Origin of the sequence: Streptomyces sp. NPDC002130 (genome assembly GCF_040296465.1) — a bacterium.
In the GTDB taxonomy this organism is placed as follows: domain Bacteria; phylum Actinomycetota; class Actinomycetes; order Streptomycetales; family Streptomycetaceae; genus Streptomyces.
Genome location: NZ_JBEOXI010000041.1, coordinates 26,637 through 44,380 on the forward strand (window position 1 = coordinate 26,637; position 17,744 = coordinate 44,380).

Genomic DNA, 17,744 nt, shown 5'->3' on the forward strand with positions numbered 1-17,744 from the left:
AAAAGAACCCGGTACCACCACCCCCCGGCCAACAGGCCGGAACGACCTGACGAGGAAGACGAACCGTGCAACTCGAAGCGCACGCCCCGTCCGTACCGCCTTCCGACACGATCCCCAAGCCCGGCTCCACGGAGGACCCCGCCTTGACCCCGCTCACCGCGCTCACCGCGCTCGACGACGCCATCGAGAACCTCGGCGTACCCGTCCCGTGCCGTTCCTACGACCCGGAGGTCTTCTTCGCCGAGTCGCCCGCGGACGTCGAGTACGCCAAGTCCCTCTGCCGCACCTGCCCGCTGGTCGAGGCCTGCCTCGCCGGTGCCAAGGAGCGGCGTGAGCCCTGGGGCGTCTGGGGTGGCGAGCTGTTCGTCCAGGGTGTCGTCGTCGCCCGGAAGCGGCCGCGTGGCCGCCCGCGCAAGAACCCGGTCACGGCATGAACACCGCAGGAACGATCGACCGTCCCTTCACGCACGACCCCCAGAAGCAGGCCCCGATGAAGCCGTCCACTGACGAGCCCGCCGGCTCGGCGACCCAAGACTTCACCATCAGCGGCGCGAAGGACTCGCGTCAGAACAGGACCCGAGAAATGCAACTCATCCCAGAAGCCATGGCCCGTGCGCATATGCGCGAGCGACTGCAAGAGGCGGAGCGGGATCGCCTGGCCGTGCGCCTGGCGTCCGCCCGCCGGATGCAGCGCAGGGCGGAGCGCGCCTCACTGCGTGCCCGCCGGGCGCTCGCCATGGCGGTCATGCAGTAATCCGCTGCGCCTGAAGCGGGGCTGCCCGGCCCAGGAGACCGGGCTGCCGCCGCCGACCTCTCACCGCGGGGGCCGATCCGTACCGAACGGACCGGCCCCCGCGGCGCGTTGTCCGCCCGACAGAGCGCACGCACGGCGCCTACCTGGTCTGCGTGTGGATGCCCGCCGGGCAGGGGTGGATGCCCGCCGGGCGGGGGTGCGGTGCCCGCCGGGCGGGGGTGCGGTGCCCGCCAGGCCGGGTGGTGCGCTGATCGAACCCGGGGCTTGGCGCCCGTCAAGCCCATGTGGTGTGGGCCCCGGGCGTTGTGCCTGCCGCGTTGCCGGGTGCGGAGATATCGTCGCCGGGTGACGAGTCCTCCAGGAGGCAGTGACAACGGTCCCGCCGCGGAACCGCGGCGCTTCGCCTGCGCGCGTTGCGGCACATCGGCCGAGGTGCTGACCGAAGGCCCACCCCTCACCTGGACGTATTCCGTGGAGGACGGCGCCCTTCGCCATTACTGCGAGGCCTGCTCCCGGGAGAACCTCAGATCCATCGAGGGGCGTCTCGACTCGGACTGGTGGTGAAGCCCGCCAGTGGCAATCAGGCCTGAGCCACCGCCTCCTCGCCGTCCGCCGGATCTTCCGGGACGAACCCCGGCAGCCACTCCTCCAGCTCATCGCGCAGCCGCACCGTCGCCCCCAGCTGGCACAGCACGCCGATCGTGCTCAGCGTCACCCGGTGGATCAGCAGATAGGACGGGGGCAGGTTGAGCTGCTTGCCGAGCTGGTAGGCCGGGGAACGGGGGTCGGCGACCCGCGCCGCCTGGCTGCGCATCCAGCCCCGGGTGAAGGTGAACTCCTCGACCTGGGCCGGCTCGATGATCGGCAGCAGGTAGTCCATGACGGCGTCCGGGTCCAGCTCTATGGTCTCCTTGACGAACCCTTCCGCGCAGAGAAGCTCGTAGACCGCCTCGGCCTCACCGTCGAGCGTCATCCGCAGGGACTCGCCGATGGTGGCCGGGAGGCCACCCGGGAGCCGGTCGACCGTGCCGAAGTCCAGCACGCCCAGGCGCCAGTCGTCCTCCCCTTCCGGGCCGCCGGGCAGGAGCCGGAAGTTGCCCGGGTGGGGGTCGGCGTGCAGCAGGCCCGTCCGGGCGGGCCCGGAGAAGAGGAAGCGGGCCAGAAGCTGACCGGCACGGTCGCGCTGCTCCTGGGTACCGTCCGAGATGATCTCCGACAGTGGGATGCCGTCCATCCACTCGGTGACCAGGACCTGGTCGGACTGGTGCACCACCTGCGGCACGACCACGTCCGGGTCGTCCGTGAACTCCTCCGCGTGGGCCTGCTGGGCCTGGGCTTCCAGACCGTAGTCCAGCTCCTCCGAGACGCGGTCCTTCAGCTCTGTGATCAGGGGCTTGATGTCCATGCCGGGAATCAGCGGGCCGAGCAGGCGGGAGAAGCGGCTCAGCTGGTTCAGATCCGACAGCAGGGCCTCGCCGGCGCCCGGGTACTGCACCTTGACGGCCACCTCTCGGCCGTCGTGCCACACCCCTCGGTGGACCTGGCCGATCGAGGCCGCCGCGGCGGGCTTGTCCTCGAACTCCAGGAACAGCTCGTGCCAGCCCTCGCCGAGGCGCTCCTCGAGCACCGCATGCACGGTCCGGGTCGGCATGGGCGGCGCCGCCTCCTGGAGCTTGGTCAGCGCGGCCCGGTAGGGGCCGGCCACCTCCTCGGGAAGCGCGGACTCGAAGACGGACAGGGCCTGGCCGAACTTCATCGCGCCGCCCTTGAGCTCACCCAGCACCTTGAACAGCTGGTCCGCCGTGCGCTGTTGGAGTTCGCGGCCGACGAGCTCGGCGGATTCACCGACGATCCGCTTGCCGAATCCCCAGGTCGCCCGCCCGGCGATGCCGAGCGGGAGCGCGGCGAGCTTGGCGGTCCGGGTAACCGCCTTCCGGGGAAGATCAGACATGCGCCCTCCAAGTCCCAGCCGGCCGCTCCGCCTCTGCCTCACGGCACTGCTCCGACGGCCGTTGCACAGCCATTGTCTCGTGTGACTCCCCGTCCTCCGAGAGGTGCTCCCCTTTTCCTCTCGTCGCCGCAGCGCACGGGCATGCCGGATGCGCCCGGACCGGCCGCGCTTGCCAGTGGAGAGCTGGGACGGAGCACTCCCAGCGTGCCCCGGCGCTGGAGGGCGCCCGGCCGTCGAGGAATGCGAGTGCGTGGGAGGCCGCGAGTCCGGCCACGGCCGTGGCCAGTGTCACGTCGCAGGGCGGCACCTGCCGCTGCTTGCCGGAGCGCCACTGGGCGACCAGACGCGGCCAGGTGGGGTCCCGGTCGGCGCGGTCCTCGTGCAGACACCCCGCGCATCCCGTCTCGCCGGGCAGGACGAGAGGACCGACCACGCCGGTGCCTTCCACGACACCGGCGTACAGATGGGGTGTCCCGGAGGTCATCAGTGGCTCTGCGGCGGCCGGGTCGGGTGCGTGCACGGCGACATCGTCCCGTGGGGCGAGGATCACCAGCGAGAATCCCGGGTCGCCGTCCTCCGGGGACGCCTGCGCCATCGCGCGGCGGGGCGGCCGGTCGGGGGCCGCCCGGCGCACGGCACGGCGGGCCGACTCGTCCCTGCGGTCGCCGACGGCATCCGCGGGCAGCCCGCCCGGCGCGACGTCCCACGGCTCCACACGGCCGCCGTCGACCACGTCCACCCCACCCACGCCGGCCCCGGCCAGGAGCGAGGCCAGTACGGCACCCACCCGGCCCGCGCCTCGCACCTGCACGCGCTGCGAGCGCCGCGCGGCCAGCTGCCCGATCGCGTCGCCCGGGGAGGATGCCGTCAGGGAGAGGGACGCGAGGTCGGGGCGCAGCCGGTCGAGGACCTCCTTCTTCTTCCGTAGCGCGTCAGCGGCCGGCCCGCCGCCGCGGGCGTCGTCCAGCAGTCCGGCCCGGGCGAGCCCCCGTACCAGCTTGTCGACATGACCGTCGGGCAGGTCCATGCGGCGTCCCTCCTCGCGGAGCAGCTCCAGCCCCCGCGTGCCGTTCAGCAGGTCGAGGAAGCTGCCCGTCGCCAGGTCCATCGGGCCGAGCGTCATCGCATGCGCCGGTGTCATCCCGAACTGCACGGTTTTGAGGTCGCGCCAGCCGCGCCTGAGCGCGGGTTTCACCATCGGATGCATGACAGGCCCCCGTATGCCGTAGATCGTCCCTGTACGCCGGTGGAGCGAGCGTGCAGGCCCTGGCCGGTCGCGCCGAGGCCGGTCGCAGGCAGGGCCCGTGCGCAGGCCTGACCCGAGCGCAGGGTCACTCCCGCGGGCCGAACCCGAGCGCGGGCACGGCCCTGGTCCCGGACCGGCCCCGCCATCGCTTCGCCGACGCGATCCAGCATGCCCAAACCCGCCGCCGACTGCTGAAAGTTGTCCACAGGAGCGGCCATTCGTCGTATAAATCCCGGCGGCCGGATCCCATCCATCCCGGCGGCCGGATCCGACCCATCCCCCGGGGGTCCCACCAATTCCGAGGCCGCGTCCCATCAGTGCCGCGGCCAGTTCGCACCAGTCCGGTGGCCGGTTCATGCGACCCGATGGCCCGCTCATGCGACCCGGCGACCGTGTCGTACAAATCCGGCAACCGGGTCGTACCCGTCCGGCGGCCGGTGGGAGCGGCGGTACCGAAGCGTCCCGGAGTCGGGACTTCCCCGTGTGCAGCGGGTAACGTCGTGGCGTGCCCGCCGACCCACTGCACCGCGCCGAAACCGCACAGCGCAGCATGACGAGCCAGCCGCCGAGCGGCTCAAGGGCGAGCGCGATCGAGGTCCGCAGGAGCGCCCGCCGACGCCGAACGGTCTCCGCGTACCGCGAGGGCGATCGCACCGTGGTGCTCATCCCCGCCCGGATGTCGGAGGCGGAGGAACAGCGCTGGGTGACCGTCATGCTCGACAAGCTGGCCGCCCAGGAGAGCAAGCGGGCCCTCGGTGACGCCGAGCTGACCGAGCGGGCCCGGCGTCTTTCGGACCAGTACTTCGACGGTCGGGCCCGGCCCGCGTCGGTGCGCTGGGTGACCAACCAGAACACGCGCTGGGGTTCCTGCACCCCCGCCGAGGGCAGTATCCGCCTCTCGCACCGCCTCCAGGGCATGCCTGAGTACGTCGTCGACTACGTCCTCGTCCACGAACTCGCGCATCTGCTCGTTCCCGGACACGGACCACGCTTCTGGGAACTCCTGGAGGCCTATCCGCGCACGGAACGGGCCCGGGGATACCTCGAAGGCGTGGTCGCCGCCGAGCGGTTGCCCCATGTGCCCGGCGCCCGGGGCGACAGCCCCGCGGGGTGACCGACCGCTTTCCGCGAGCGAACAGCCGATACGGCTGAGCGGGCGTTGTGTACCGGCTCTGTACCGACCTCGTCCGGTGTCCGAGTTTGCCGTTAGCCTGGCGCGACGCACTCACGTTCTGGATGGGGGACGGTCGTTACGCATGGCCAGGGAATTCCAACGCGGCCACAAGGCCAGGATCAGTGACCTCACCGCGGGTACGGATCTGTACGTAGGTGTACAGATCGCCGGCCCCGGACTGAGCTTCGACATCAGCTGCTTCGGCCTCGATGCCGACGAACGGCTTTCGGACGACCGGTACTTCGTCTTCTTCAACCAGCCGAAGTCCCCCGAGGAGTCCATTCAGCTCCTGGGCGCCCAGGCGGGCGACACGGAATCCTTCCGGGTGACGCTCGACCGGATCCCGTCGCAGATCCAGAAGCTGTCCTTCACGGCGACGATCGACGGCGCCGGCCAGATGTCGCAGATCGCCTCCGGCTACATCCGTATCGTCGCGGGCGGCGAGGAGGTGGCGCGCTACTCCTTCAACGGCTCGGAGTTCTCCACCGAACGTGCCGTGATGCTGGGCGACTTCTACCTCAAGGACGTCTGGCGGTTCGCCGCCGTCGGGCAGGGCTTCGACGGCGGTCTGGACGCGCTGCTGAAGAACTTCGGCGGCGAGGTCGCCGAGGAGGAGACGCCCGCGCCCGCCCCGCAGCAGCCGCAGGCCGGCCCCGCACCGGGCTTCGCCCCGCCCGCGTTCGGCGTCCCCGGCACTCCGGAACCCGCGCCCGCCCCCGCACCCGCGGCGTCTCCTGCCCCCACACCGGCGGCGCCTCCTGCCCCAGCGCCCCAGCCCGCCGCGCAGGGTTTCGCGCCCCCGCCCGGCCCCACCCCGCCTCCGGCCCCCCAGGTGCACGCCGCCCCGACCATCGTCGCGCCACTTCACACCCCGCCCGGTGGCTCCCCGGTGCCGCCCCCGGCCCCGGCGCCCGCGCCGTACGGCCAGCAGCCGTCGCAGTACGGTCAGGTCCCCGGCCAGACGGCCCCACCGCCCCCCGGCTACGGCCAGCCCCAGGCACCTCATGCGCCGCAGGCGCCCCACGCCCCGGCCCCGCCCCCCGGCTACGGCCAGCCCACGCCGCCCCCGGGCTACGGCCAGCAGCAGCCGTTCGCACAGGCCTCCCACGGGGTCCCGCAGGGCGCTCCGCAAGGCGCTCCCCAGGGTCCTGGCGTGTCCGCCGCGCTCCAGCAGTTCAAGGAGACCCCCACCGGGCAGCGCTGGACGCAGCAGAACAAGAAGCTCGTCCGCGTCGACCTTGGCATCGGCGGACAGCCCGTGCTGGCCCGGCAGGGCAGCATGGTGCTCTACCAGGGCAAGGTCGACTTCAGCTACAAGGGCGCAGGCTTCTCCGGCCGGATCGTGGGCAACGCGACCGGCCAGGAGATGCAGCTGATGCGCTGTACGGGCCAAGGCCAGGTGTTCCTCGCCGAGAACTCGACGATGCTGCACCCCATCGAGCTCCAGGGCGACGCCGTCTGCGTCTCCGCCGAGAACGTCCTCGCGTTCGACGAGAGCCTCACCTACGAGGTCCGCCGCATCGAGGGCCACGGCATCCCCGGCGGCGCGCTGTTCACCATGCAGTTCCAGGGCACCGGCACCATCGTCGTGAAGACGCACGGCACGCCCGTGGTGCTGCCCGTCACGCCCACCACGTTCGCCGACTGCAACGCCGTGGTCGCCTGGTCGGCCGCCGCCCAGGTCGTCGTCTCCAGCCAGGTGCGGATGCGCCGCAACGCCTACCCCGGTGACACGGGGGAGAGCGTCAACCTCCAGTTCCGGGGAGCGCCCGGCAACTTCATCGTCGTCCAGCCGTACGAGGTCTGAGGGAGCCCGTCATGACACAGCAACTCGCGGGCCACGCCCCCGCACCCGTCACCGCCCGCATGGAGAACCACGGCAACCACATGCTGAAGGTCGCCATGCAGACCGGGAACGACCTCCTCGCGCGCGTGGGGTCGATGGTCGCCTACGAAGGGTTCGTGCAGTACGAGCCCAACCCGCCGGCCGTGCGCCAGATCGCCAAGGACTGGATGACCGGTGAGGGCGCGCCCTTGATGAAGTGTTCCGGAGACGGTCTGCTCTACCTCGCCGACTACGGGGCGAACGTCGTCGTCATCAACCTCAACGGCGACGGAATCTCGGTCAACGCCACCAACCTGCTCGCTTTCGACGCCCACCTGACATGGGGCGTGGAGCGGGTCAAGGGCCTGGCGAAGTTCGCCGGGCAGGGCCTGTGGAACACCAAGATCTCCGGACAGGGCTGGGTCGCGCTGACCTCTCGGGGCAAGCCCATCGTCGTCGACTGCGGAGGCGGCGAGGACGAGACCTACGTCGACCCCGACGCGCTCGTCGCCTGGTCCCCGAACCTCAAGGTGAAGGGCAAGCGCAGCTTCCGGGCGCAGTCGCTGATCGGCCGCGGCAGCGGCGAGGCCTACCAGATGGCCTTCTCCGGTCAGGGCATCGTCGTCGTCCAGCCCAGCGAGGACAGCACCGACCGCCTCCGGGTCCGGGGCTGAGGGGGAGCCACACGTCATGCAGAGCCCGATTTTCGCCTACAACGAGCAGCAGACCCAGGAACGCTGGAGCCTGCAGAACAAGCAGATGCTGCGCGTCACCCTGGAGGGCCACGACGACGTCCTGGCCCGCAAGGGCACCATGGTCGCCTACCAGGGCCTCGTCGAGTTCGACGCCGAGTTCCAGAGCAACCAGCAGTCACGTGCGCGTGCGCAGACCGGGGAGGGCCTCGACCTGATGCGCTGCCACGGGCAGGGCACGGTCTACCTCGCCAACCTCAAGCAGCACGTCCACGTGATGGAGGTGGACCAGGACGGCCTCACGGTCGACAGCAGCTATGTGCTGGCGATGGACTCCTCCCTGCACCACGAGGTCATCGCCGTCGACAGCCTGTACGGCATCTCCGGCTCCGGGAAGTACCAGCTCAACATCACCGGACGGGGCAAAGTCGCCCTGATGACCTCCGGAATGCCGCTGCTGCTGCAGGTGACGCCCGACAAGTACGTCAACTGCGACGCCGACGCGATCGTCGCCTGGTCGACGAGCCTGCGGGTGCAGATGCAGGCCCAGACGCACTCCTCCGGGGTGTGGCGGCGCCGGGGCAGCACCGGTGAGGGCTGGGAGCTGAGCTTCATGGGCACCGGCTACGCACTCGTCCAGCCCAGTGAGCTGCTGCCGCCGCAGGGCGCCCAGATCGGCTCGGGCCTCGCCGCGCAGTACGGCATGGGCCAGCAGGGGGCGCGCGGGCAGAACCAGGGCAACGTCTGGAGCTGAGCGCTCCGAGGGATCGGCCGAGGGGTCCCGGGGGTGTGCGGTCTGAGCCGGTCTGCGGGCCGTGTGTGGCTGGTCGCGCAGTTCCCCGCGCCCCTGAGGGGCGCAGCCCGCCGTCAGGACCGAAAGTAAGGGGCGTCCGCAGTAGCGGTCGCCCCTTACAGGCCCTCAGGCCGCGAGCCTCGCGCGCGTGGCCTCCAGCAGCCGTATCACCGACTCATCGGCCACGTCGGCCACCTCGTCGTAGCCGAACCAGCGCACGTCGAGCGACTCGTCGCTGATCGCGTGCGTGGCGTCCGGCGGGGCCACGACCGCGTACTGGACGTCGAAGTGGCAGTGGCAGGGCGGCGGGATCGGATGCCGATCCAGGCGCACCGGGCCGCCGGGCAGCAGGGAGAGGCCCGGGACGCCGGACTCCTCCGTCGCCTCCCGCAGGGCCGCATCCGCGAGGGAGGTGTCGCCCGGCTCGCAGTGGCCGCCCATCTGGAGCCACATCCGCAGCTTCTTGTGCAGGGTCAGCAGGACCCGGCCGCCCTCGGGGTCGACCACCAGGGCACTCGCCGTGATGTGGCCCGCGTGGCAGGCCTTCCACAGACCGTCCGGGTGCTCCGCCAGATGGTCCAGATAGGCCTGGCGCAGCTCTGTCTGGTCCTCGTACCCCTTCAGCACGAGGACCGCGTCGTCATACAGGCTCACCCGGCGTCGTCGCCCCTGTTCTCGTTCTCGCCGTCGTCCTTCTTCTTGAGGTCGGGCTTGTCCGCCGCCTCGCCGAGCATCTTGTCCAGCTCGGAGAAGTCGATCTGCTCGCGGTGCACGAAGCCGTCCGGGTCGTCCAGGTCGGTCGCCGTCGGAAGCATGTCCGGGTGGTGCCACAGGGCGTCCCGGCCGTCGACACCGCGCGCGTCCGTGAGCGAGGCCCACAGACGGGAGGCGTCCCGCAGGCGGCGCGGGCGCAGCTCCAGGCCGATCAGTGTGGCGAACGTCTGCTCGGCCGGGCCGCCCGACGCGCGACGGCGGCGCAGCGTTTCACGCAGGGCGTCGGCGGATGCCAGGCGGGGCTTCGCGGCGGCGTGGACCACCGCGTCCACCCAGCCCTCCACGAGCGCCAGAGCCGTCTCCAGACGGGCCAGGGCGGCCTTCTGCTCGGGGGTGTCCTCCGGCTGGAACATGCCCTGCTGGAGGGCCTCCTGCAGCTGCTCCGGGTTCTGCGGGTCGAACTGGCCGACCACATCCTCAAGCTTGGCGGTGTCGACCTTGATCCCGCGGGCGTAGCCGTCGACCGCGCCGAACAGATGCGAGCGCAGCCACGGCACGTGCGCGAAGAGGCGCTGGTGGGCGGCCTCGCGCAGGGCGAGATACAGCCGTACCTCCTCCTGCGGGACGCTCAGGTCCTTGCCGAACGTCTCGATGTTCACCGGCAGCAGCGCGGCCTTGCCGGCCGGGCCGAGCGGCAGGCCGATGTCGGACGAGCCGACGACCTCGCCGGCGAGCACGCCGACGGCCTGCCCGATCTGCGTGCCGAACATGGCGCCGCCCATCGAGCGCATCATGCCGATCAGCGGGCCGGCCATGGCCTGCATCTCCTCCGGCAGGACGTCACCCATGGCGGTGCCGACGCGCTCGGCGACCGGGTCGACCAGCTCCTTCCAGGCGGGCAGGGTCGCCTCGACCCACTCCGCACGGCTCCAGGCGACCGCGGAGGCGGCGCCGGAGGGCAGGGACGTGGCATCGTCGAGCCACAGGTCGGCCAGGCGGACGGCTTCCTCGACGCCCTTGCGGTCGGCGGGGCCAACGCTGGCGTCCTTGGTGCCGTCAGGACTGCCCTGGGAGACCGTCTGGCGGGCGATCTGCTTGGCCATGTCCCAGTTCACCGGGCCGCCCTCGTAGGAGAGCATCTGGCCCAGCTGCTGGAACGCGGCGCCCAGGTCGGTGGGGTTCAGCGACCCGAACATGGCTGCGAACGGATTGTCCGCACCGGGGCCGCCAGGGCCACCGGGGCCTGAGCCGAAGCCACCGGCTCCGGGCAGGCCACCGAAACCGAACGGGTTGGCCGGTCCCTGACCACCACCGCTCTGCTGGTCCTTCTTCTTGCCCTCGTCGCCGTCGTCCGGCTCCTCCGGCGGAAGGCCGAATCCGAATGGGGTGTCACTCACGGGATTCCTCGGCTGGTAGGGCCGCCGGTTCTTTCCGGCGGCACGGCTGCCCGACAACACCACCCAGCGTAGACACACGGGGCGGATCGGGCCTCGGTGCTTCGCCGACTGACGGCCTGCGGCAGGATGGATGCCACCTGGTACGCACGCGTCGGACGCGCTCGTACTGAAGACAACCGCTGGAGACGCCCGGTGAGTTCCCCAGATCCGCAGGTTCGCGCAGCGCGAAACCAGTCAACCAGTTCCGCGAGTCCCGCCGCGCGCGGACCCGTCGTCGCGGTCACCGGCGCCGCGTACGGCGTCGGAGCCCTGCTCACGGAGCAGCTGGCCGCATCCGACGAGGTCAAGCAGGTCGTCGCCATCGACGAGCGGCGCGGCGAGTGCGCGGCGGCGCAGTGGCACATTCTGGACGTACGGGATCCGGCCATCGCGGACAAGCTGCGCGGGGCCGACGTGGTGGTGCACCTGGCGCTCGATCTCGACCTGGAAACCGACGCCGCCGCCCGAACGGCCTACAACGTACGGGGGACGCAGACCGTCCTCACGGCCGCCGCGGCTGCCGGAGTGCACCGGGTCGTGCTGTGCACCTCGGCGATGGTCTACGGGGCGCTGCCCGACAACGAGCTGCCGCTGTCCGAGGACGCCGAGCTGCGCGCCACGGCCGAGGCGACGGGCGTCGGCGACCTGCTGGAGATCGAACGGCTGGCACGGCGCGCACCCCGGGCGCACCCCGGGCTCAATGTCACCGTGGTACGTCCGGCTGTACTGGTGGGAGGCACCGACACCGCTCTGACCAGGTACTTCGAGTCGCCCCGGCTCCTCGTCGTCGCCGGGTCGCGGCCCGCGTGGCAGTTCTGCCACGTCGAGGATCTGTGCAGCGCGCTGGAGTACGCCGTTCTGGAGAAGGTCGACGGGGAACTGACCGTCGGCTGTGACGGCTGGCTGGAGCAGGAGGAGGTCGAGGAGCTCAGCGGGATCCGGCGGATGGAGCTGCCGTCGGCGGTCGCGCTGGGTGCGGCGGCGCGGCTGCACCGCATCGGGCTCACACCCTCCCCGGCCGGGGACCTGGCGTACACGATGTACCCCTGGGTGGTGAGCGGCAGCCGGCTCCACGACGCCGGGTGGCGGCCGCAGTACACCAACGAGGAGGTGCTGGCGGAACTCCTGGAGGAGGTCTCCGGCCGGCACACGGTCGCCGGGCGGCGGCTGGGCCGAAAGGACGCGACGGCCGCGGGTGCGGCGGGTGCGACGGTGGCGCTGCTGGGTGCGGCGGCTGTGGTGCGGCGGGCGCGGAAGGCCCGGCGGCGGATCTGAGGGACGCCTGTGCGCGAAACGCCGCTGAAGGCCGCCCCTGTAGGAGGCTCCAAACGCGTACGCGCGCGTGCCGGTCGACAGCTCTATTCCGTGCTGTCGGTCGCGTGCGGCACGATGGAGGCATGGCAACCACGAACGATCACCCAGGTGAGCAGGCCGCGCAGGACCCGATCAAGCTGATCGGGATCCGGGACTCGGCCCTTTCCCTGGACGAGGTGTTCCGGGCCGTCGGCGACGACGCCGCCGGAGGCACAGCGCTCTTCGTGGGAACCGTGCGGAACCACGACGGGGGCGCCGACGTCGACGAGCTGGGGTATTCCTGCCACCCCAGCGCCGAGGCCGAGATGCGGCGCATCGCGGAGAAGGTCACCGCCGAGTTCCCGGTGCGGGCCCTGGCGGCCGTGCACCGCGTGGGGGACCTGCGGGTCGGGGACCTCGCCGTGATCGTCGCCGTCTCCTGCCCGCATCGCGGAGAGGCCTTCGAGGCCTGCCGGAAGCTGATCGACGACCTCAAGCACGAAGTGCCCATCTGGAAGCACCAGAAGTTCTCGGACGGTACGGAGGAGTGGGTCGGCGCCTGCTGATCTCGGCAGCCGCCTTCCGGTTGCGTAACCGCACCCCTGGCGTGAGCGTTGTCACTGCGGATCGTTAATCTGCTGATCAGTCAGTTGCGGATGCTCAAAGGGGTTGGAGGTCGGCATGGCGGCGCTCGCCTGGTTGCTGATTCCGCTTGTGGCTGCCATCGGCGCGGGGCTCTGGGGCAGTTGGGCCAACCGGACCCGCAAGGTCCGCAACGACGGCCCCGAGCTCACCGGCTACGCCCGCTTCCGCGAGGCCATGGAGAAGCCCCGCCCGGGCGCCTGACGGCCGAGAAACAGCAGGTCACAAGCGTTGTAGAGCACAGGGCCGCCCCGGACGGGCGGCCCTGACGGTGCGCTGACAGGACCGTCCCGTACTGTCGACTCATGCCACGCCGCACCGCGACGATGCTCGCCTCCACCCTGATGCTGATCGCGCTCCTGTGCGCGGGAGTGTTCATCCCCGTGCCTTACTCGGAGATGTCCCCGGGGCCGACGGTGAACACGCTGGGCGATCACGACGGCGAGCCGGTGCTGCAGATCGCGGGCAGGAAGACCTACGCGACCAGTGGCCATCTGAACATGACGACGGTCCGGGTCACGAGCGCCGACTACCGGATGAACCTGGTCGAAGCCGTCTACGGCTGGCTCGCGCACGACAACAAGGTCGTGCCGCACGAGACGCTCTATCCGGACGGCAAGACCGAGGAGCAGTCCACCCAGGAGAACGCCGAGGAGTTCAGCCAGTCCCAGGAGAGCGCCAAGGTCGCCGCCCTGAAGCAGCTGGACGTTCCGGTGAAGTCCTGGGTGATCGTCTCGACCGTCGTCAAGGGCTCCCCGGCCCAGGGCAAGCTGCACGCGGGGGATGTGATCAAGGCCGTCGACGGCACGGCGGTGAAGGAGCCGGCCGACGTCGCGAAGCTCGTCACCAAGCACAAGCCGGGTCAGGACGTCCGCTTCACGATCGTGCCGGCCAAGGAACAGGCCGCCGCGGAGAAGGAGAAGCGGACGCCCACCAGGACGCAGGACATCACCATGACCACCACGACGTCCGACGACACCGGTGAGAAGCGCGCCATCGTGGGGATCTCCGCCGGGACCGACCACACGTTCCCGTTCACCATCGACATCAAGCTCGCGGACGTCGGCGGGCCGAGCGCCGGGCTGATGTTCGCGCTCGGCATCTACGACAAGCTCACGCCGGGCAGCCTGACCGGGGGCACGTTCGTGGCCGGCACCGGCACGATCGACGACGCCGGCAAGGTCGGGCCGATCGGCGGCATCGAGATGAAGACCGTGGGCGCGCGGGCCAAGGGCGCGAAGTACTTCCTCACGCCCGCCGACAACTGCGCGGCCGCCGCCACGGACACCCCCGACGGTCTCACCCTGATCAAGGTGGGCACCATCAAGGACGCCCTGGGAGCCCTGAAGGACATCCGCAGCGGCGACACCGCTGATCTGCCGAAGTGCGCTGAGTAACCCGAGGACCAAGGGCCCGGAAAGCCGGGCCCCGCGGTCCGCGGTCCTGGGCGGTCGCTACTCCTCGAACGTCGCCGCCAGCGCCTCCGCCAGCCCCGGGACCAGGTCGGAACCGGTCAGGACCTCGGTGGGGGAGTCCTTCTCGCGCAGCCGCAGGGCCGACTCACGCGTGCCGTCGCGCAGGACCGCGACCGTCATGCGGACCTCCTGGCGGTCCGGGTGGTCCGCCACCCACTTCGTGAGGGCGGCCTCGCTCAGACCCTGCGGAACCTGCGCCTCCGCGGACGGCGGCAGCATCAGGCGCTCCACGGCGAGGGCGCAGCCGGCCACCGCGTCGGGCCAGGCGATGGTGGCGAGGAACTCATCGAGCGGCTTGCCCGTTGGCACTTCGTCCTGCTCGATCGGGGTGAGGCCGGAGTTTTCCGACTCGTCCCCCAGACCGAGCCGGTCCGCGAGCGAGGGCTGTTCGGCCCGCAGCCGTGCGGTGTCGACGAGGGCGAAAAGGCGGGCTGACTGGTCCCAGCCGAGGCCGGAGACGTACTCGTCGATCTCGAGAACGGCCCGGGTGAGCGGGTTCGCAGCCATGGGAGTGTTGGACATGGTCACAATCCTGCCTCGTTCCCGGCCGGAATCGGGAACCGAGTAAACGGTGAGTAAGTTGCATAGGTGGGGGCCCACGATCACGGGGGCCACGTACGGTCCGTGAAGACGCGGACCTGACGAATCAACAGCGAACTTCGAGGTGCGCACCTTGGCTTTCCAGATGCCGGACCGCGGCGGAGGCCCTTCGGGGCCGCGGATCAGAGTGGGCCGCCCGTCCCGGCGTGTCCGGACCCTGCTCATGACGCTGGGCGTCCTGGCCGTTCTCGGCATGGCGTTCACCATGTTCGCGGGCTTTTGGACGGACTGGCTCTGGTACCGCTCGGTGAACTACTCCTCGGTCTTCACCACCACCCTGTGGACCAAGATCGGGCTCTTCTTCGTCTTCGGCCTGCTCATGGCCCTCGCCGTCGGCTTCAACATCTGGCTGGCGCACCGACTGCGGCCGCCGCTGAGCGCCATGTCGATGGAGCAGCAGAACCTCGACCGCTACCGGATGGGCATCGCGCCCTACAAGAAGTGGCTGCTGTTCGGGATCACCGCCCTCGTGGGTCTGATCGCCGGCGCCTCCGCCTCCGGCCAGTGGCGGACGTGGCTGATGTGGGTCAACGGCGTGCCCTTCGGGCAGAAGGACCCCCAGTTCAAGCTGGACGTCGCCTTCTACGCCTTCGACCTGCCCTGGTACCGGTTCCTGCTCGGCTTCGGCTTCGCCGCGGCGATCCTGTCGGTGATCGCCGCCGCGCTCACGCACTACCTCTACGGCGGGCTGCGCGTCACCAGCCCTGGCGCCCGCGCCACGGCGGCGGCCACGGGGCACCTGTCGGTGCTCATCGGCATCTTCGTGGCCCTGAAGGCGGTCGCGTACTGGCTCGACCGGTACGGACTCGCGGTGAAGTCCAGCGACTTCCGGGCGACCGACAACTGGACGGGTCTGAGGTACGTCGACGCCAACGCCTACCTGCCGGCCAAGACGATCCTGTTCTGCATCGCCGTGATCTGCGCGCTGCTGTTCTTCGCCACCATCTGGCGGCGTACCTGGCAGCTGCCCGTGATCGGCTTCGGCCTGATGGTGCTCTCCGCGATCCTCATTGGCGGCCTGTACCCGGCGATCGTGCAGAAGTTCCAGGTCCAGCCGAACGAGCAGGCCAAGGAAGCGCCGTACGTCGAGAAGAACCTCGAGGCGACGCGCAAGGCCTACGGCATCGACGGCACCAAGGTCACCGACTACTCGGGCACGAGCAAGACCGAGGACAAGACCACACTGCGCGACGACGTCCCGTCCACGGCGAGCATCCGGATCATGGACCCGAACATCGTCTCGCCGACGTTCCAGCAGCTCCAGCAGATCAGGAACTACTACGCGTTCCCGACCAACCTGGACGTCGACCGCTACGCCAAGGACGGCAAGGACCAGGACACGGTCATCGGCCTGCGTGAGCTGAACCTCGCGGGCATCCCGAAGAAGAACTGGATCAACAACCACTTCCGTTACACCCACGGATACGGAGTGGTCGCCGCCGAGGGCACCAGCGCCGACGCCCAGGGCCGGCCGAACTTCACGGAGTCCGACCTGCCCTCCGAGGGCGACCTCGGCACGTACGAGCAGCGGATCTACTACGGCGAGAAAACCGACACGTACTCGATCGTCGGCGGTCCCCAGAAGGAGATCGACTACTCCGACGACAACGGTGAGAAGACCACCAGCTACAAGGGCGACAGCGGGGTCAACCTCTCCAACCCGGTCAACCGGGCCGCGTACGCGGTGGCGTTCGGAGAGCCGCAGATCCTGTATTCCGGGGCCATCGGCGACGGTTCGCGGATCCTGTACAACCGCACGCCCAAGGAGCGCGTCGAGGCGGTCGCCCCCTGGCTGACCATCGACGGCGACGCCTATCCGGCGGTCGTGGACGGCCGGATCCAGTGGATCGTCGACGCGTACACGACGACGAACGGCTACCCGTACTCCTCGCGTACGACCCTCGGCGACACCACGGCGGACTCGCTGACCGCCACCAACGACAACCGCGCGGTGGTGGCCCAGCAGAACCAGGTCAACTACATCCGCAACTCGGTGAAGGCGACCGTCGACGCGTACACCGGCAAGGTCAAGCTCTACCAGTGGGACACCAAGGACCCGGTCCTGAAGACCTGGATGAAGGCCTTCCCCGACACGGTGGAGCCGAAGACCGACATCTCCAAGTCGCTCATGGACCATCTGCGCTACCCCCAGGACCTGTTCAAGGTCCAGCGGGAGCTGCTCACGCGCTACCACGTGAAGGACGCCACGACGTTCCTCAGCGGCAGTGAGGTGTGGCAGGTGCCGGACGACCCGACGAACCGGTCGGGCAGCGCGGTGCCGCCGTACTACCTGAGCATGAAGATGCCCGACCAGAAGGAGCAGGCGTTCTCGCTGACGACGACCTTCACGCCCAACGGCCGGGACAACCTCAGTGCGTTCATGGCCGTCGACGCGGAGGCGGACACCAGTGACTACGGCAAGATCAGAATCCTGAAACTGCCGACCAACACCACGGTCAACGGACCCAAGCAGGTCCAGAGCCAGTTCAACTCGCAAGAGGACATCGCCGAGTCCATCAGGCTCCTGAGAGGCGGCGACTCCGAAGTCGAGTACGGCAACCTGCTGACGGTGCCGCTCGACGGAGGACTGCTGTACGTGGAGCCGGTCTACGTACGCGGTGGTGGACTGAAGTACCCGCTGCTGCGCAAGGTGCTGGTCACCTACGGAGGCCAGACCGCCTTCGAGAACACCCTCGACGAGGCCCTCAACAAGGTCTTCGGAGCGGACGGACCGACCACCGAGCCACCGGACGACGGCGATACGACGACACCACCGCCGACGTCGGACAACCCGACGGTCCAACAGGCCCTGCAGGATGCCCAGAAGGCGTTCGACGAGGGTCAGGAGGCCCTGAAGAAGAACGACTGGGAGGCGTACGGCAAGGCGCAGAAGGACCTCGAGGACGCCCTGCGGCGGGCCGAGGACGCGCAGGCCGACGCGAGCCGGGCGGGCGGTTCCGGGGGCGGCGAGAGCAAGCCCAGCGGCAAGCCGAGCGGCAACCCGAGCGGCAGTCCGAGTCCAAAGCCGAGCAGCTAGCGCCCTGGCCTGGTCAGATGCCCATCCCGCGCCGTGATACGGTTGTGAACACAACGGCGCGGGGTGGAGCAGCTCGGTAGCTCGCTGGGCTCATAACCCAGAGGTCGCAGGT

16 protein-coding genes are annotated in these 17,744 nt (G+C 70.2%); 11 read left to right on the forward strand and 5 right to left on the reverse strand.

Going from position 1 to position 17,744, the window contains the following annotated elements:
- Positions 1–65: 65 nt before the first annotated feature.
- Both ABT116_RS10710 and ABT116_RS10715 read left to right on the forward strand, forming a co-directional pair.
- Positions 66–434 carry a WhiB family transcriptional regulator gene (locus tag ABT116_RS10710; protein ID WP_033313877.1) on the forward strand — a complete coding sequence of 123 codons (369 nt, stop codon included), beginning with the start codon at positions 66–68 and terminating at the stop codon, positions 432–434.
- On the forward strand, positions 431–754 hold the full coding sequence (locus ABT116_RS10715) for a putative WhiB-interacting protein (RefSeq protein ID WP_351630709.1): 324 nt from the start codon (positions 431–433) through the stop codon (positions 752–754). Before ABT116_RS10710 ends, ABT116_RS10715 begins: the two co-directional genes overlap by 4 nt.
- 580 nt (positions 755–1,334) lie before the next feature.
- Here the strand turns inward: ABT116_RS10715 and ABT116_RS10725 are convergent.
- Together ABT116_RS10725 and ABT116_RS10730 are read right to left on the reverse strand one after the other, a co-directional pair.
- On the reverse strand, positions 1,335–2,705 hold the full coding sequence (locus ABT116_RS10725; protein ID WP_351630713.1) for an ABC1 kinase family protein: 1,371 nt from the start codon (positions 2,703–2,705) through the stop codon (positions 1,335–1,337).
- A complete protein-coding gene (locus ABT116_RS10730) occupies positions 2,698–3,912 on the reverse strand; it encodes a ThiF family adenylyltransferase (protein ID WP_351630716.1) in 1,215 nt (404 codons plus the stop codon). The genes ABT116_RS10725 and ABT116_RS10730 overlap by 8 nt, the downstream gene beginning before the upstream one ends.
- A gap of 544 nt (positions 3,913–4,456) precedes the next feature.
- On the opposite strand from ABT116_RS10730, the gene ABT116_RS10735 reads away from it, so the two are divergent.
- From ABT116_RS10735 to ABT116_RS10750, 4 genes are all read left to right on the forward strand, one after another.
- A complete protein-coding gene (locus tag ABT116_RS10735; protein ID WP_351630719.1) occupies positions 4,457–5,065 on the forward strand; it encodes a M48 metallopeptidase family protein in 609 nt (202 codons plus the stop codon).
- A gap of 142 nt (positions 5,066–5,207) precedes the next feature.
- Complete coding sequence (locus tag ABT116_RS10740) at positions 5,208–6,932, forward strand: TerD family protein (RefSeq protein ID WP_351630721.1); 1,725 nt, start codon at positions 5,208–5,210, stop codon at positions 6,930–6,932.
- A gap of 11 nt (positions 6,933–6,943) precedes the next feature.
- Entirely contained in the window at positions 6,944–7,624 is a 681-nt protein-coding gene (locus ABT116_RS10745) for an AIM24 family protein (protein WP_031112077.1), read from the forward strand.
- A 16-nt stretch (positions 7,625–7,640) separates the two neighbouring features.
- Entirely contained in the window at positions 7,641–8,396 is a 756-nt protein-coding gene (locus ABT116_RS10750; protein WP_351630724.1) for an AIM24 family protein, read from the forward strand.
- A 165-nt stretch (positions 8,397–8,561) separates the two neighbouring features.
- On the opposite strand, the gene ABT116_RS10755 is transcribed toward ABT116_RS10750, so the two are convergent.
- A complete protein-coding gene (locus ABT116_RS10755; protein WP_351630727.1) occupies positions 8,562–9,089 on the reverse strand; it encodes an NUDIX hydrolase in 528 nt (175 codons plus the stop codon).
- Positions 9,086–10,546 (reverse strand): zinc-dependent metalloprotease, encoded by a 1,461-nt coding sequence (locus tag ABT116_RS10760; RefSeq protein ID WP_351630730.1) that lies wholly within the window; start codon positions 10,544–10,546, stop codon positions 9,086–9,088. The genes ABT116_RS10755 and ABT116_RS10760 overlap by 4 nt, the downstream gene beginning before the upstream one ends.
- 192 nt (positions 10,547–10,738) lie before the next feature.
- Here ABT116_RS10760 and ABT116_RS10765 point away from each other — a divergent pair, with 192 nt between their 5' ends.
- The 4 genes from ABT116_RS10765 to ABT116_RS10780 all read left to right on the forward strand — a co-directional run bounded on the left by ABT116_RS10765 (position 10,739) and on the right by ABT116_RS10780 (position 13,917).
- Entirely contained in the window at positions 10,739–11,860 is a 1,122-nt protein-coding gene (locus ABT116_RS10765; protein WP_351630733.1) for an SDR family oxidoreductase, read from the forward strand.
- Positions 11,861–11,982: 122 nt separating this feature from the next.
- Positions 11,983–12,444: a molybdenum cofactor biosynthesis protein MoaE gene (locus tag ABT116_RS10770; RefSeq protein WP_351630736.1), complete on the forward strand. Its 462-nt coding sequence runs from the start codon at positions 11,983–11,985 to the stop codon at positions 12,442–12,444.
- A gap of 115 nt (positions 12,445–12,559) precedes the next feature.
- A complete protein-coding gene (locus tag ABT116_RS10775; protein ID WP_167455419.1) occupies positions 12,560–12,724 on the forward strand; it encodes a hypothetical protein in 165 nt (54 codons plus the stop codon).
- A gap of 101 nt (positions 12,725–12,825) precedes the next feature.
- Complete coding sequence (locus tag ABT116_RS10780) at positions 12,826–13,917, forward strand: YlbL family protein (RefSeq protein ID WP_351630739.1); 1,092 nt, start codon at positions 12,826–12,828, stop codon at positions 13,915–13,917.
- 57 nt (positions 13,918–13,974) lie between these two features.
- Here ABT116_RS10780 and ABT116_RS10785 read toward each other — a convergent pair whose 3' ends face one another.
- Positions 13,975–14,517, reverse strand: a complete 543-nt coding sequence (locus tag ABT116_RS10785) for a PPA1309 family protein (protein WP_351630742.1) — start codon at positions 14,515–14,517, stop codon at positions 13,975–13,977.
- A 163-nt stretch (positions 14,518–14,680) separates the two neighbouring features.
- Between ABT116_RS10785 and ABT116_RS10790 the strand changes: the two genes are divergently transcribed.
- The gene (locus ABT116_RS10790) at positions 14,681–17,632 is read left to right on the forward strand and encodes a UPF0182 family membrane protein (protein WP_351630745.1); all 2,952 of its coding nucleotides are present in this window, start codon (positions 14,681–14,683) and stop codon (positions 17,630–17,632) included.
- Positions 17,633–17,744 lie beyond the last annotated feature (112 nt).